This window comes from Candidatus Kryptoniota bacterium (assembly GCA_036567965.1).
Taxonomy (GTDB): domain Bacteria; phylum Bacteroidota; class Ignavibacteria; order Kryptoniales; family JAKASW01; genus JAKASW01.
Genome location: DATCTN010000002.1, coordinates 45,744 through 62,151 on the forward strand (window position 1 = coordinate 45,744; position 16,408 = coordinate 62,151).

The 16,408-nt window shown below is 51.1% G+C and carries 14 protein-coding genes and 1 other RNA gene; 5 read left to right on the forward strand and 10 right to left on the reverse strand.

All coding sequences use genetic code 11. From position 1 onward, the window contains the following. Positions 1-38: 38 nt before the first annotated feature. Complete coding sequence (locus tag VIS48_00250; protein HEY9164572.1) at positions 39-1,412, forward strand: cystathionine beta-synthase; 1,374 nt, start codon at positions 39-41, stop codon at positions 1,410-1,412. A gap of 11 nt (positions 1,413-1,423) precedes the next feature. Further along, positions 1,424-2,569: a cystathionine gamma-synthase gene (locus VIS48_00255; protein ID HEY9164573.1), complete on the forward strand. Its 1,146-nt coding sequence runs from the start codon at positions 1,424-1,426 to the stop codon at positions 2,567-2,569. 152 nt (positions 2,570-2,721) lie between these two features. Here the strand turns inward: VIS48_00255 and VIS48_00260 are convergent, their stop codons facing one another. Beyond that, complete coding sequence (locus VIS48_00260; GenBank protein HEY9164574.1) at positions 2,722-2,910, reverse strand: hypothetical protein; 189 nt, start codon at positions 2,908-2,910, stop codon at positions 2,722-2,724. Between the two features lie 157 nt (positions 2,911-3,067). Between VIS48_00260 and VIS48_00265 the strand changes: the two genes are divergently transcribed. Then, positions 3,068-5,317 carry a TonB-dependent receptor gene (locus VIS48_00265; protein ID HEY9164575.1) on the forward strand — a complete coding sequence of 750 codons (2,250 nt, stop codon included), beginning with the start codon at positions 3,068-3,070 and terminating at the stop codon, positions 5,315-5,317. 572 nt (positions 5,318-5,889) lie between these two features. Here VIS48_00265 and VIS48_00270 read toward each other — a convergent pair. From VIS48_00270 to VIS48_00290, 5 genes are all read right to left on the reverse strand, one after another. Next, a complete protein-coding gene (locus VIS48_00270; protein HEY9164576.1) occupies positions 5,890-7,203 on the reverse strand; it encodes an acetyl-CoA hydrolase/transferase C-terminal domain-containing protein in 1,314 nt (437 codons plus the stop codon). After that, positions 7,203-8,321, reverse strand: a complete 1,119-nt coding sequence (locus VIS48_00275) for an alanine dehydrogenase (protein HEY9164577.1) — start codon at positions 8,319-8,321, stop codon at positions 7,203-7,205. Before VIS48_00275 ends, VIS48_00270 begins: the two co-directional genes overlap by 1 nt. A 61-nt stretch (positions 8,322-8,382) precedes the next feature. Then, on the reverse strand, positions 8,383-9,843 hold the full coding sequence (gene gltA, locus VIS48_00280) for an NADPH-dependent glutamate synthase (GenBank protein HEY9164578.1): 1,461 nt from the start codon (positions 9,841-9,843) through the stop codon (positions 8,383-8,385). Continuing rightward, on the reverse strand, positions 9,836-10,708 hold the full coding sequence (locus tag VIS48_00285; protein ID HEY9164579.1) for a sulfide/dihydroorotate dehydrogenase-like FAD/NAD-binding protein: 873 nt from the start codon (positions 10,706-10,708) through the stop codon (positions 9,836-9,838). Before VIS48_00285 ends, gltA begins: the two co-directional genes overlap by 8 nt. Further along, entirely contained in the window at positions 10,708-10,959 is a 252-nt protein-coding gene (locus VIS48_00290) for a ferredoxin (protein HEY9164580.1), read from the reverse strand. Before VIS48_00290 ends, VIS48_00285 begins: the two co-directional genes overlap by 1 nt. A gap of 346 nt (positions 10,960-11,305) precedes the next feature. On the opposite strand from VIS48_00290, the gene groES reads away from it, so the two are divergent. Then, positions 11,306-11,590, forward strand: coding sequence for a co-chaperone GroES (gene groES, locus VIS48_00295; protein ID HEY9164581.1), 285 nt, complete (start codon positions 11,306-11,308; stop codon positions 11,588-11,590). 18 nt (positions 11,591-11,608) lie between these two features. Next, positions 11,609-13,234, forward strand: coding sequence for a chaperonin GroEL (groL, locus tag VIS48_00300; GenBank protein HEY9164582.1), 1,626 nt, complete (start codon positions 11,609-11,611; stop codon positions 13,232-13,234). 384 nt (positions 13,235-13,618) lie between these two features. On the opposite strand, the gene VIS48_00305 is transcribed toward groL, so the two are convergent. The 4 genes from VIS48_00305 to VIS48_00320 form a co-directional block, all read right to left on the reverse strand. After that, a complete protein-coding gene (locus VIS48_00305; GenBank protein HEY9164583.1) occupies positions 13,619-14,650 on the reverse strand; it encodes a mechanosensitive ion channel family protein in 1,032 nt (343 codons plus the stop codon). Positions 14,651-14,933: 283 nt separating this feature from the next. Beyond that, positions 14,934-15,351: a transfer-messenger RNA gene (ssrA, locus tag VIS48_00310) on the reverse strand. 57 nt (positions 15,352-15,408) lie between these two features. Then, positions 15,409-15,675: an Hpt domain-containing protein gene (locus tag VIS48_00315; GenBank protein HEY9164584.1), complete on the reverse strand. Its 267-nt coding sequence runs from the start codon at positions 15,673-15,675 to the stop codon at positions 15,409-15,411. Then, the gene (locus VIS48_00320; protein ID HEY9164585.1) at positions 15,672-16,037 is read right to left on the reverse strand and encodes a response regulator; all 366 of its coding nucleotides are present in this window, start codon (positions 16,035-16,037) and stop codon (positions 15,672-15,674) included. Before VIS48_00320 ends, VIS48_00315 begins: the two co-directional genes overlap by 4 nt. Between the last annotated feature and the right edge of the window lie 371 nt (positions 16,038-16,408).

Here is a 16,408-nt window from a genome sequence, read left to right on the forward strand (position 1 = left end):
GTTAACTAACGAATCTGAAATCAACCAAAGTACATCAGATGTGGTACAATTCAATTCTTGAAGTAGTCGGCAACACTCCGATGTTGAGACTATCCCGACTCGCGCCCGGGATCAAACCGATCCTTCTCGCAAAGTTGGAGTATCTGAATCCTGGCGGCTCCGTGAAAGACAGGATCGGGCTGACAATGATCGAGGAAGCTGAGCGGAACGGCATTTTGAAACCGGGCGGCACGATCATCGAAGGCACGTCCGGGAACACGGGAATGGGACTTGCACTGGTCGCGGCGATGAAGGGGTACAAATGCATCTTCACGATGCCCGACAAGATGAGCCAGGAGAAGATCGACCTGCTCCGCGCATTCGGCGCCGAAGTAATCGTAACGCCTACGGCCGTCGAGCCGGACGACCCGAGAAGTTATCATTCCGTCGCACATCGCCTGAACCACGAAATACCCAACTCATATTTCCCGAACCAGTATGACAATCCGGGTAATCCTCAGGCGCACTATGAAACGACAGGTCCAGAGATATGGGAGCAGACAGAAGGCAAGATCACTCATTTCGTGTGCGGCGTTGGCACCGGCGGTACGATAGTAGGAGTGGCGAAATATCTCAAGGAGAAGAACAAGAGGGTCAATGTGATTGGTGTGGATCCGGAGGGAAGTATATACGCGGATTACTTCCGCACGGGAGAACTTCCTACAAGCCATCCATATAAGGTTGAGGGAATCGGGCAGGACTCCATGCCGAAGATAATGGATTTCACAAATATCGACGACGTAATTACAGTATCAGACAAGGAATCATTTCTCGCTACTCGGCTCCTCGCTCGCAAGGAAGGAGTATTCGCCGGTGGATCGGCTGGCTCAGTCATTCACGTTGCGCTAAAGATCGCGCAGGGGCTTTCAGAAGAGGATATTATCGTGACGATAATTCCGGATCACGGTTCGAGATATCTGTCGAAACTTTACAACGATAACTGGATGAAAGAGAACCAGTATCTCGAGCCAAAATTAAAACTATCGGCAGGTGACATAACGGCCCGCAGGAAAGCAAAGCGAGGATTAATCACTGTCGGAACTGAGGCAACACTTGTGGAGGCTATTTCGCTCATGCAGGAGAATGCGGTCTCGCAGCTTCCGGTAATCGAGAACGGTTCTCTCGTCGGGAGCCTTACGGAGAACAAAGTTCTATCGACACTTGTTTCAAATCCGGGTTTGCGCGGGCACAAAGTCAGAGAGTTCCTGGACAAGCCATTCCCTATTGTGAAGGACAAGATTTCGATCGAAAGCTTGTACAAGACTCTCGACAAGGAAGCGGCCGCTGTCATCGTGGAGCACGACGACAAAACGCTCGATATATTGACAAAATCAGATTTGATGTACGCGCTGACTCAGAATTCAGCCGAATAAACGGAGAGATAATGAAGTTCGCTACCATCGCGATTCACGCCGGACAAGAACCTGACAGCGCCACGGGAGCTGTGATGACGCCGATCTACCAGACCTCGACATATGTTCAGTCCGAACCCACAGTTCACAAAGGGTACGATTACTCCCGGGCGGGCAACCCGACGAGGACCGCGCTCGAAGCCAATCTCGCGGCACTCGAAGGCGGAAGTTTTTGCGCCGCGTTTGCTTCCGGAATGGCGGCAATTGACGCAGTCACCAAGCTTCTTAGTTCCGGCGACCACGTAATCGCGGGCAATGATTTGTACGGCGGGACGTACAGGCTCTTCACTAAAGTTTTTGAACAATTCGGTTTGAAATTCGATTTCATCGACATGGGCCGTCCCGACAATGTCACTCAAGCGCTGAAGCCGAATACAAAGATGATCTGGATCGAGACGCCTACGAATCCTCTGCTGAGGATCGTCGATATAGAGGGAATAACAAAGATTGCGCGAAGCAAGAAGATCATGACTGCCGTGGATAATACGTTCGCGACTCCTTATCTGCAGAAACCGCTCACGCTTGGCGCCGACATCGTGGTACACAGTGCTACTAAATATCTTGGCGGTCACTCGGATGTCATCCTTGGCGCAGCAGTAACAAACGATGCGGGACTCGCGGAAAAGCTCCTATTCATACAGAAGTCAAGCGGCGCCGTGCCGGGTCCGTTCGACTGTTTTCTCGCGCTCCGAGGTACAAAGACCCTTCACCTCCGAATGCAGCGACACTGCGAAAATGCGGCGAAGGTCGCAGAGTTTCTTGCCAGCCATCCGAAAGTCAAACACGTGAACTTCCCCGGCTTCAGGACCCACCCGAACCACGACGTGGCGGAGAGACAAATGAGCGGCTATGGCGGGATGGTTTCGTTCACTCTCAAGAACGACAAGATGGCCATCGCGAAGAAGCTTACAACTCATACCAGGCTCTTTGCACTCGCGGAAAGTCTAGGCGGAGTGGAATCGCTCATTGAGCATCCCGCCTCCATGACTCACTCCTCGCTGCCCAGAAAAGTCCGACTTCAATCGGGACTAGATGATACATTGATTAGGCTTTCGGTAGGAGTCGAGGACGCGGACGATCTCATAAACGACTTGAAACAGGCTCTCTCGAGAATCTGAGCTCTTTTCTGCCCGCAAATCGCCAAAGGCAATCACTGTGGAACTTATTTGGGTTTTTTTGCGTCTGTAATTTGAGATAGTAAATGGAACGAACTAAGTTGTAGTATGTCGATAGAAAAGAGAAGGACATTCGCGAAAGCGATACTCATTGTCTACGCCTTTATAACGGCGACCTTCCCCTTTTCCCATAAGGATTGTGTTCCGCTCGGAAGCAGACTGTCCTTCCTGCCCGGTGCCATATCAACCCAGAACCTTGGAAGCAACGACGACAGCTTCGTCTGCCCTGCGCACAATTTCGCGCAGTCTACTGCCAGCACTCCCGTTCTGGAACAAGACTTCACTTCCCCGGAATCATTCTCATTCCTCAGATTCTCGATCCCCGGCCGGATCTCTTCGGATACCTCCCGCCGACTTTTCGCCCGCGCTCCTCCTCAGGCGTAATCCAGCTTCTTTCGCCAAATTCATTTCCAATAACATTCTCCTGGAGAAGGAATCTTAATGTTCAGCACATTAATTCGAATTGCAGGCTTATTTTCGCTCGCTCCCTTTGTCTTGCTTGCCGCCCCTACTGATCTGCCAAACCGGGCGTCGATAAGCGGAAAGGTCACGGAGAAAACGGACGGGCACCCGATAGCGTACGCGGAAGTCGTAGTGTTGAAGGGAATGTCGGTAGTCACGGGAACGACGACCGATGAACTTGGAAATTTCCAGATCAAAAACCTTCCCCCCGACCATTATACGATTCAGGCAAGCACGCTCGGTTTCAAGAGAGCGCTATTAGATACAACTCTGACTGCCAGGCATTATCAATTCGATTTTCCGCTGGAGTCATCGGACATTACTCTTCAGGAGGTGACCGTGACAGCGGCGGCGAATGAAAAACCCCGGCAACAGAGACTTGACATCGCGACGAGCGCGCCAGTCTTTCAGGAAGCCACGTATCACACCACACCGACAAGTCTACCGTCGACGATCATCCAGCAGAACCTCCCCGGCGCAGTCCAGGCCCCATCAGGCGAGGTGCACATCAGAGGCCAACATGCAGAGTATTCATACAATGTTGACGGGCTGCCCGTTCCCGAAACTCAAAGCGAAGGTATGACCGAATTGTTCGACCCGAGAGTGATCGACAGGATATCATTTCTCGTAGGTGATCTACCGGCGGAATATTCCGACGCGCTGGCAATAATAGATGTCAGGACAAAAATACCGGCGACCTCCTTCAACGCTGGAGCCTCCGGATATGTAGGAAGCTTCAATTCATCCGGGCAGTCGCTGTCGTTCACAGGACACACGGGCAATTTCGCTTACTTCCTGGCCGGCTCCAGGAAAATCACAGACAGGAGAATAGACACACCGCTTCCCGACATTTTCCACGATCACGGCGAAGACCTTTTCGGACTTGGAAAGATACAATACATTCTTTCACCCGACGACATAATCGCTCTGGACATTGATCAGAGCAAGTCTACCTTCCAGGTCCCGTATGATTCGACTGGCGGGATCAACGCGAATGACAATCAACAGGAATCGGACGGGTTCCAGGATCTGATCTTCCGTCATGGATTCGGGTCCAGCGGAAACGAGGGCGACTTCTTCCTTGGACTTACACACAGGCGGGGATCGTTATCATACTCTCCGGGAGAAAATGATGTGCCGTCATTTTATTTCGCCGGAGATAGTACAGCCTTTAACATTTCAGAGACCAGGAAATTTGATGTGTATGGAGCCAAGACCGACGTCACAATCCGTCCGGAAGACGAGTTGAGCATCAAAGGTGGATCGGCGCTTTATTACACAACCGGCAACGAGGACTTCAGTGCTTTCAACGGAAACAGTTCAGGTCCGCAATCTTCTGAGAATCTCCGCGGTTACGATTTTGGAATTTATGCACAGTCTCAATTTCAGCCGCTGCCGGTTTTACAACTCAGCGCCGGGATAAGGTACGATCAACATTATGCAAAGGGCATCGGTCAGGAATCACAAGTCTCGCCAAAAATAAAACTGACTTACCTCCCGGATTTTTCAACTACAACGTACGTTTACTATGGAAGAATCTTTGTGCCGGTCCTCGCGGAACAATTGAGGGAGATCACCGGCTCATCGGGAACCATCTCTGCCCCGACGAAAGCCGTGAGAGGTAATTATGTCGAGGCGGGAATCACACAGGCATTAACTAATTCGCTGTCCTCCAAGCTGGTCGGATACTACACTTCTGAAAATCCAGGTATGGACGACAACACGATTCCCGGGACAAACTTAGAGACGGCTGTCAATATCCAGAATATCTTTGTGCGGGGTGTCGAGTTAGGCCTCGATTACCATCCTGCTGGACCATTTTCCGGATTCTTTAACATTGCTTTGAGCCATGCAGAGGGTGACGGCAAAACAAGCGGAGGATTCCTGCCGGCTTTGCCGCCGACCACCGCGTTCGATCTCGACCACGATCAGAGAATCACCTATACTGTCGGATTGAATCTTACGAACGACAATTCCTTTGCCGGACTCATCGGCTCATACGGAAGCGGACTCACGAACGGACTTAACAACGGACATGTCTCTCCGCATTTTATCTTGAACGGCTCTTTGGGAAAAACCTTTTTCATCGGAAGCTACAGCATAAAACCGGAGTTCTTCGTAAATAACATCTTGAATCATGAGTATCTGTTGAAGGGATCGTTCTTCAGCGGAGAAGCATGGGGAGAGCCGAGGAATATTCTTCTGAAAATATCGCTGAGCGCAGGTTGAGAATCGCCCGGTAAGAAATCTGGATGAAATAGCTCACAGATATTACCAACGCGGGCCCGAGGATTTGCGCGTGACTAATTCCCGGACGGGCCCAGATACTCTGAAACGAGAGCTTTAATACTTTTGCAGTGGGTAACGCTCTTGTAGAAATAACAAGTCCGGCAGTCGGCAGTAGTACGGCCTCGCTTCACACATTCGAGGGTCCAACATGGCGCTGAGTCATCCGTATACGCCGGACATTTCACCCTCTCCTCCGGGGAGCACCCCTGCATCGCCCAGCATGGGACAATCGCGATCATTCTCTTTATAGCCTCTAGAGTCATCCCTTTGTGGGTTATCATGTCTCTCACAGCCGCAAGCCAGTAAGCATCATCCTCGGAGAACATGCGATGTTTCCCGACAGTTCTGATCGGCAGTACTATTCCCGAAGCCTCGTACTTCCGAATGGTCGAAACGGCTACTCCTAGCCTTCTAGCTACATCTCCGATCTTCAATAACTTGCCCGTAGTCATAGATACTCCCTTTCTGCGGAATAAAATAGAGCATCATTTCTGCCCTAAAATAAACTCTGTTCAAATCCACGACCGCTGTTTGGCGAAACATGTAAGTTCATCTCTGAACTTCGGATGAGCTATGCCGATCAAAGACTTGACTCGTTCGCTTATCTTCTTGCCGTGAAGGTCCGCCACTCCGAATTCCGTTGCAACGAGATGCACGTCGCCCCTTGAGGTCGTGACGCCCGCGCCCTCGGCAAGATGAACGGCAATTCTGGAAACGGTTCCGCCCTTTGCCGTAGAAGGCAAGGCGACGATAGGTTTTCCGCCCTCGGACCTCGCCGCTCCGCGCAAGAAATCCACCTGACCGCCGAAGCCGCTGTAGAAGTTGTACCCGATCGAGTCCGCACACACCTGACCTGTCAGGTCGATCTGGATCGCCGAGTTTATCGCGACCATTTTCCGGTTCTGACTTATTACGAAGGGATCATTCACATAATTTGAAGGATGAAATTCGATAATCGGATTATTGTCGATAAAATCAAAAAGCTTTCTACAACCGAGGACAAAACTCGCGACCATCTTCCCCGGATGAAGAGTTTTCTTTTCGTTTGTAATTACGCCGCTCTCCACGAGCTTTATCACGCCGTCCGAAAACATTTCGGAATGGACGCCGAGGTCCTTCTTTCCCCCGAGCGACATCAAAACAGCATCCGGTATTTTTCCAATACCTAACTGAAGGGTAGATTCGTCCTCGATCAATTCGGCGATGTTCGCGCCAATCTTTTCGAAGACTTTCCCTTCTTCTACGGACGCGTCCGGTTCCACTTGCGGCAACTCCATGATCTGGGCGTCGGCCTCGACAATCTTGTGAAGCTTACTGACGTGTATGAAACTGTCTCCTAAGGTGCGCGGCATATTCCGGTTAACCTGGGCGATGACAGTGCGTGCGACTTCTGTTGCCGCCTTTGTGGTATCGACTCCGACGCCGAAGCTGCAGAACCCGTGCTCATCCGGAGGGGAAACATGGATTAAAGCAACGTCGATCTTTATTTGGCCCGAATAAAAAAGTCTGGGGATTTCAGATAAGAATACGGGGACGAAATCGGCACGACCGGAATTGACGGCATCGCGCGTGTTCTTGCCGATAAAGAGGGCGGTATGCCTGAAGTGGGCGACCATCTCCGGCCGCGCGTACATCGCTCTGCCGAGGCTCAGGATATGGAGCACTTCACAATTTTCGAGTTCATTCGCTCTCGTGACCATCGCGTCGATAAGAACCTCCGGTGCGGCGCAGCCGGGATGCACGTAGATCTTGTCACCCGACTTTACGAGTGACAGAGCTTCTGCGGCTGTGGCGACTTTGCTATTGTATGTCTCTATCCAGCCCATCAGCTCAGGAGACTTTCTATCGGAAGGTATTTGCCCCCGAAGATTTCTGTAATAAGTTTTTGTGTGCACTTCCCACCGAAGCTGCAGACCGCACGTCCCAGGCTCCGATTTTCCTTCAGAGCTCTGACGATTCCCTTCTGTGCTATTTCAATGATGTAGTGCAGAGTGGTGTTTGTCAACGAATAAGTCGCAGTGCGCGCCACCGTCGCGGTAATGTTCGGGACGCAGTAGTGTATGACGTCATACGCCAGGAATGTAGGATTCTCTATCGTCGTAGGCCGACTCGTCTCAACACATCCTCCCTGATCGATAGACACATCGATTATAACGGCGCCAGGCTTCATGGACTTCACCATTTCTTCGGTGACGATATGCGGCGTCCGTTCTCCCTTCGTGAACACAGCGCCGATAAGGACATCGGCGTACGCCGCGCTCTTCTTGACATTGACCGGTGTTGCAAGCGCAGTCGAAACGCGCTTCGACAGTAGGCGGTCAACCTCCCTCAATCGGGCGAGATCTCTATCGAGCACGATCACTTGCGCCCCGAGACCGGCTGCTGTCCGGGCAGCCTCGGTCCCGACGACTCCCGCTCCCAGGATGACGACCGCTGCCGGCGCGACCCCGGCGATCCCGCCGAGGATAATTCCTCTCCCGAGATCGCCGCTTTGAAGACATCTGGCTGCGATGAAGATCGAAAGTTGGCCGGCGATCTCGCTCATCGAATGTATCACCGGACGATCGCCGTCATCCGACTCGATCAGTTCAGCGCCGATCGTGTTGATTCGATTCTGCAGGATCGCTTCAATAAACTGCGGCCGCGCGACGGGGAGATTGACAAAACTCAGACTCGTTTTGCCGGGCTCCATAAGTTCCACCTCTTCGGGTGTAGGCGGCTCCACCCCGCAAACGAGCTCGCATCTTCGGAAAATCTCTTCTTTGGCGTAAGCTATCGTGCCGCCCGAGTGCCTGTACATTTCATCGGTGAACCTGCTCGCTATGCCCGCCTGCGACTCCACGTAAACCGGATGCCCAAGTTGAGTCAGCGTGGCGACTGCCGACGGCGTGAGCGCGACTCGGTTCTCGTGTTTGGATGATTCGTTCGGTATGCCGATGTTCATGTTTTAACCTCAAAATTTCAATAGACAAAGGTCAAGACCGGGATGTCTGATCCATCTGGAATTAATTCTGACCGCTGGCTTGAACTTTTGGCCCCTGACTTTTGACATTTGCCTTCTCCAGGTACTCGTGGATGGCCGCCGCGGATCGTTGGCCGTCTTCCATGGCGAGTATAACGGTTGCTCCGCCGCGCGAGAGATCGCCACCGGCAAATACGCTCTCCCGACTTGTCTTGCACGAATCGTCCACAACTACAGTCCCACGCTTGGACATATTCAATCCCGGCGTTGTGGCCTGCAGTATTGGATTGGGCCTCTGTCCGATGGCGAGAATGACCGTGTCCACGTCCATTATGAAATTCGATCCTTGAATTACCACAGGCTTCCTCCGTCCCGATTCGTCCGGCTCGCCGAGCTCCATCTTGACACATTCCATCGCCTTGACCCACTTGTTCTCACCCTGCATTATGCGGATCGGGTTCGTGAGGATGTGGAACTCAATTCCCTCTTCTTCTGCATGGTGGATTTCCTCGTCGCGGGCAGGCATCTCTTCTCTGCTCCGCCGATAAACAAGGTAAGCTTTCTCGGCTCCAAGCCGGTTTGCAGTTCTTACGGCATCCATCGCCGTGTTGCCGCCTCCGATGACTGCGATTCGTTTCCCAATTTTCACCGGCGTGTCGTAGTTCGGGAAATCGTATCCCATCATGAAGTTTACACGGGTGAGGAATTCACTTGCTGAAAATACGCCTGGGAAGTTTTCACCAGGAATGCCTAGGAAATTCGGCGTGCCCGCACCTGTTCCAAGGAACACCGCATCAAATCCCAAATCGTCCATGAGCTCGTCTACAGTGGCGGTCCTGCCGATCACAAAATTTGTAATTATCTCCACTCCGAGTTTCTTGACGTTCTCAATTTCTTGATCGAGAATTACTTTGGGAAGTCTGAATTCTGGTATGCCGTATCTAAGAACCCCGCCCGCTGCATGGAGCGCTTCATAGATTGTCACATTGTACCCGAGCTTCGCTAGCTCAGCCGCGCAAGTGAGTCCAGCAGGACCCGACCCAACAACTGCGACTTTTTCCTTACGTTTGTTCTCGACTGTAAACCCGTTCGACGCCCCGTGAAGGCGTTCGTAGTCCGCCACGAACCTCTCTATCTTTCCGATGGCGACAGGAAGATGTTTCTTTCCGATCGGGCAGACTGCTTCGCACTGAGATTCTTGCGGACAGACCCTGCCGGTCACCGCGGGAAGATAGTCCTTCTCTTTTATCTTCTTCGCCGCTCCGAAATAGTCCTTTTCAACGACAAGCTTTATGAAAGCGGGAATGTCGATATGGACCGGACAACCGGTAACACAGAGCGGCTCTTTGCAATCGATGCACCTAAGCACCTCTTGTGAAACAAGACTTTCGTCAAAACCAAAAGAAACTTCCTTGAAATTTTTTCTGCGTATATCCGCGTCCTGCTCGATGGGAGTCTGTCGGGGGATTTTCAATCTTTCCGAAGGCTTCAGAGTATTAGGCATTTGCTGCTCTCCTGTCTTCGGAAACTCCATCTCCCGCTGCCAGATCCGCATCGAATTTCTCGAGCGAGATCCTTTCCAGCTCCATGTATGACCGGTTGCGGGTGATGAGCTCGTCGAAATCAACTTCATGACCTTCGAATTCGGGGCCATCGACACAAGCGAACTTTGTCTCCTTCCCGATCGTCACGCGGCACGCTCCGCACATTCCTGTTCCATCCATCATGATGGGATTTAAGCTGACATATGTCTTGATTCCGATCGGCTTCGTAAAATCTGAAACAGCTTTCATCATTATAATAGGACCAATAGCGTAAACGCCTTTCACGTCAGGATCTTTTTTCAGATAAGTATCGAGAGCCAACGTCACAAGTCCTTTCGTGCCGTACGAGCCGTCATCCGTCGTGACGAAGAATTCGTCGGAGATTTCCTTCAGCTCGTTTTCCAGGATGACAAGATCTTTCGATCTTGCGCCGACGATCGTGACAAGTTTGTTCCCGGCGTTCTTCAGCGCGCGTGCTATCGGATAGACTTCCGCGGTGCCCACGCCACCACCTATGCAGATAACGGTTCCGAACCGGTGTATTGGAGTCGGATTTCCCAGCGGACCCGCCACATCAAGCAAGTAATCGCCAACTTTCTGGAGACTCAATAACTTCGTGGTCTTCCCTATTGTCTGGACAATTATTGTTATCGTACCAGCCTTTGCATCCGAATCAACTATCGTGAGAGGGATTCTTTCTCCATGTTCGTTCACACGGATGATGACGAAATTACCCGCTTTGTGTTTTCTAGCGACGAAGGGAGCATGTATAGTAAATTTGGTTATTGCCTTTGCTAGAACGTCCTTGCTAAGTATTTCGAACATCAAGCGATCCTTTCACCAACCTGATCGGCGGTTTCCCTGATCGCGTCCAGTACGCATAGCTCCTGCGCGTCTCTCAGGAGTGCAACTTCCGATTCGGTACGCGGCTGGTGCGTGATGAAATATGAATAAGCATACTCCACGTAGTCGAAGAAGTCGGGCGCCAGGTTCCTGCATAATCCGCAGCCGTTACAGTCGTCAGTTACATAAAATTGTGTCGTCAGATTGCGCTCAACATTCTGGATCTTTGTCATTTCCTGCCCTCCTTCTGAAAAGTCCGCACGAGAGATCAACTTCTGACGGACTTCGTTAGGACGAATTTTCAATTTCCGGCAGGACCATAATTCGGGTCCTGATTCGTGATACGGCAATGGCTGTGCCGGTTTTTTGCTTGAATTGACCGCATTAAAGGACACAATTCTATACTTGAGGTCATTTTTCCGCATGAAATAGTGGCAACTTACCTTAGAAAGAAGGTTGGCACTCTACCATCACGAGTGCTTGACTTTTTGCAAGAGGCAAATTAAATTGGCACTCGCAATATGAAAGTGCCAATCGGATTCAAACCCTAATGAGCAAAAAATAAAAGGAGGTTTAGAAATGAAAATTAAGCCATTGGCAGATCGAGTAGTTGTGAGACCGCTTGAGGCTGACGAGAAGACCAAGGGCGGACTCTATGTTCCGGACACTGCAAAAGAGCGTCCGCAACAAGGAGAGATCGTTGCCGTTGGGCCAGGCAGAGTCACCGACGAGGGAAAGAAGATTCCCATCGAGGTGAAAGTTGGCGACAGGATTTTGTACGGAAAATATTCCGGTACTGAAGTCAATTATGAGGGAACAGAGTACCTCATAATGAGAGAGAGTGACATTTTTGCAATTCTTTAACAAAAGGAGATTGAAATAATGGCAGCAAAAATAATTCAGTTCGGTCCTGATGCCCGGTCAGCCCTGAAGCGCGGAGTCGACACGCTCGCCGATGCGGTGAAGGTGACGCTCGGGCCTCGCGGACGCAATGTTATCATAGACAAAAAGTTCGGTGCCCCGACAGTCACAAAAGATGGCGTGACAGTCGCGAAGGAAATCGAAATCGAAGATACAATCGAGAACATGGGCGCCCAGATGGTGCGCGAAGTCGCATCCAAGACCTCCGACGTAGCGGGCGATGGCACGACCACGGCGACAGTCCTTGCGCAAGCCATATATCGCGAAGGACTGAAAAACGTAACCGCCGGAGCCAACCCGATGGATCTGAAGCGCGGCATCGATCTCGCAGTAGAGCAAATCGTGGCTGGCCTGAAGCAGATGAGCCGCGAAGTGACCGACAAGAAAGAGATCGCGCAGGTAGGGACTATTTCCGCCAATAACGACAGCGAGATCGGCGAACTCATCGCGAACGCGATGGATAAAGTCGGAAAAGACGGAGTAATCACTGTTGAAGAGGCGAAGGGTACCGACACGACAATGGAAGTTGTCGAAGGAATGCAGTTCGACCGCGGCTACCTTTCACCGTACTTCGTTACCGACACGGAGTCGATGGAAGCGGACATGGAGGATCCTTACATCCTCATACATGACAAGAAGATTTCAGCGATGAAGGATCTTCTCCCCGTTCTTGAGAAAGTCGCGCAGAGCGGACGCTCGATCGTGATCATCGCAGAGGACCTCGAAGGTGAAGCACTCGCCACACTGGTCGTGAACAAGATTCGCGGCACTTTGAAATGCGTTGGAGTGAAGGCTCCTGGATTCGGCGATAGGCGGAAGGCAATGCTCGAAGATATCGCAGTCCTGACCGGCGGACAAGTCATTTCAGAAGAAAAGGGATTCAAGCTCGAAAATACAACACTTGCACTACTCGGAACGGCGAAGAAGGTAACCGTCGACAAGGACAACACGACGATCGTAGAAGGTGCGGGCGTGAAAGACGATATCAAGCGACGCATCAACGAAATCAAAGCGCAGATCGATAAGACGACATCGGACTATGACAAAGAGAAGCTCCAGGAGAGACTCGCGAAGTTGTCGGGCGGAGTTGCTGTTCTAAAGATCGGCGCGACAACAGAAGTCGAGATGAAAGAGAAGAAAGCCCGCGTAGAGGATGCACTTCATGCGACACGCGCTGCAGTCGAAGAAGGAATCGTTCCTGGAGGCGGCGTCGCGCTCGTCAGGACGATTTCAAAGCTCGACTCAGTTAAGACTGAAAACGAAGATCAGAAAATCGGAATCGAGATCATTAAGAAATCACTCGAAGAACCGCTGAGATGGATCGTCAACAATGCTGGATTGGAAGGTTCCGTCGTCCTCCAGAAGGTCAAAGAGGGTAAAGACGATTTCGGATTTAACGCGCAGACCGAGAAGTACGAGAACCTTATCAAGGCCGGCGTGATCGACCCGACAAAGGTGACACGTACCGCACTTCAGAACGCTGCAAGCGTTGCAAGCTTACTCCTCACCACTGAAGCAGTGGTATGTGAGAAACCGGAGAAGGAGAAACCGTCTATGCCGACTCCTCCGATGGGTGATATGTATTAAGCAAAATTAAGAGCATCCCCCGAGCGAAAGCGAGGGGTCAAAGGTGAAAAGGTCCCGCGAGAGCGGGACTTTTTCTATTTGAACGCGGCCAGAGTCAGCATACGCAGGGATTTAGATAAATCATCCAACAATCCAGCCGACGAATCGATGCGGTCAGATCGACACCGAAATAAAAAGCGATATATGATTTGCCTGTGTGCCTCAAGCCATACTTTACCGCTTTACGCTCGGACGACAAAGTATCCCGATAGCTCTCTGAGCAAAGATTTCACGGACCATATGAGCTCAACAAGCTCCGAAAGCGTTGCGGCTCTGCGACCAAGGAGTCCTGTCAGGATAAGCTTTGACTTGAATGCAGAAGGAGTCAGGGTTACTCGACATTCCCTATTTGTTCAAGTGGAGCGTGCGTACCGGGAATGGAATTACTATCCCCTCGCGGTCGAACCTATCCTTAACTCTCTTGATGAATTCATGTTTGAGTAAATACTGATCGACGAATCTTTCGCCCCGAAGATTTACAGAGAAGCATATCGCTGAATCGCCGAACTTGCCAAACCTGATTGACGGCTGGTAATCGCGGACGGCACCCGGCACTGTTTTCTGGACTTCCTTGGCAACTTCCACGGTCACGCGTTCCACCCTCTCAAGATCGCTGGCGTAATCTACACCCATCTCGACCGGGACCGCGACATCGGGAGTAGGTCTTTCGTAATTCGTTATAGTCAGATTAGCCAGGCTTTTGTTCGGTACGATCATGTGGTTCCCGTAAAGAGAACAGATTATTATCGCCCGCCAGTTGAGGTCTTCAACGTAACCCTCCTCGCCTGTGCTCAACTTAATGTAATTCCCGATTTGAATCTGTTTAGCGGCCAGTATCTGGAGCCCGGCGAAGAAGTTAGAGAGTGTTTCCTGGAGACCGAGGCCAATCGCAAGTCCGCCCACACCCAGCGCGGTAAGAAGAGGCGCTATTGATATTCTCAGATCATCCAGGATGATCAGGACGCCGACGGAATAGACGGTAAACCGAACGATGTTCTTTAGGAGGCTCGTCGCGGAGGCAAGGCCGGTGATTCTTGATTTATAGTATTCGATTATCTCTGTGCCGATGTAAGAGGCGACGACTGTAACCGAAAAGATTACAATAACCCCGAGCGCCTTTGATACCCACTCTTCCGTCGTCTTCTGAAGTCCTTGAGTTTCAACGATGACATACAGTCCAAGGGCGAGCGACCAGAGGACGATAGAATTCCTGAGGGCGGCAATGACGATGTCTCCGAACCGCCAGCTCGTCTTCCGTGCAACTCTGAGGAGTGATGCCAGCACGACGGCTCTCAGGAAGAATCCCACGAGGATTGCCGAGACGACGACGACTCCCGGGATGAGCAATTGTTCAAGCACTTGTAGTTTCAGGGTCATGCTCCACGAATTCAAAATTAAACTATTCACTTCGAATACTTGCAGCTCATCGGTAGTTCCACCGCCACCGATTCCGGAGAAAGCCGCAATTCAACCTTAAGCGGCTATTCTCTCTTTCCTTCACTCAGCATTCCTCTCCATGTCTACTCGTTGAACCTGTGAGTGTCGGTTTGCCAAAGGGGTATTGCCGAAATCTCACTCGCCAGAAGTGAGTGTATCGGCAGGCGGTTATTCCAATGTTTGCTGTCGAATTAAACCTTGCTGCTGACGTTTTGAGCCTGAGAAGTGGAGATGCGGGGAGTCGAACCCCGGTCCGAAGATAGGATCCGATGAGCTTCTACGTGCATAGCTTCGACGAATTATTTCACCGGATACTGCTCGCGAAGCAGAGTTGTGTCCGGCAATCCCGGCGTAATATTTCCCTTCGCCCACCGGGCGCCTGCGAAGGAAAAGCCTGCCTGGGCGACGCCCATTCTCCCGAACAGGATGTTCGGGATGCCGATCATCACAGGATGTGAAAGGGTCGGCACGGTACCGGCAGACAGAGCCACCGGATGGACGGGTTACCTTTTTTTAATTAGGCAGCCAATGCGTAGTTGTAGTTCGCATTTACAGATTTACCGATTTTTTAACGCGGCACCGGAGAACCGCGGCACGCGACTCATCGCTTCCCAAATCCCCGTCGATTCCGTATCATCCCCAAAATTATTTCGTAAAAAGATGCACGGCACCCTTGGAGGAAATTGGTTTCCAGTTTGTCAAAGAACAGACGCGTCGGAAATTTTCTTCACAAGTCCTGGCGCAAGTTCCAATCTATTCTGCGCGATCGACTGTTCGAGTTCCGCGGCGAGCGCCGAGATATTTGTGAATCCGAAGGATTTCGCCGTTCCTTTTATCTGATGCGAAATCCTGCTTATCGTTTCCCAGCTCCCGTTGCCGACGGCATCCTGCAAAACTTTCATCTTCTGCGAGAGATCGGCTGCGAACAGAGCTTTCAGTTCTTCAAAAGTATAATCTTTACTCAAGCGTTAAATATTTCGAGTACCTGATTCGCAAAAGTTTTCGGTTCGATCGGCTTCGCAAGATATCCATCAAAACCGGCCGCCTCGAACTTCTCCTTGTCACCTCTCATCGTGTAGGCTGTCAACGCGATGACGGTAATTTCTTTAGTCTCCTTGTCCTCGCGAATACGTTTCAAGACTTCTATTCCATCCATCTCAGGGAGTTGAATGTCGAGGAGGATGACATCCGGCCGCTGAGCATGGAGGAAACCGATCGCCTGCATGCCCGATTCAGCTTCGTACACATTGTAGCCGCCCTTCTTCAAAAGATAGACGGCAAGCTGCCTGTTAATCGCGTTATCGTCGACAACAAGAATATCTCGCATTCAGTTCTCCACTAAAAAATATACGCACAGGCCGTCGCAAAGGCAACGCAGCAAGCTGGCCGGTATAGCTTACCAATTCGACAATGCTCGCCTGTTGTACCTTTGTGGACACCTCCGGAAGATTCTTCACCTTGTGAATCTGTCCGCGCTCCATGGACGGAATCACTTCGTTCGGAATGACAAGAGCATTACTGTTCAGTCAGACTCATAATTTTACAGTTTTATTGTGAACTTAAATGAATGCGGATGTGGATCCACAATTCAATCCAGCTGAAATTATCGACCCGGTTCATTTTGCGACAATACCGCCGTCAAAGGGCACCTGCTTCGACATAACCACCCAAGTCAATTGAATTTTCCCTTCACGTTAT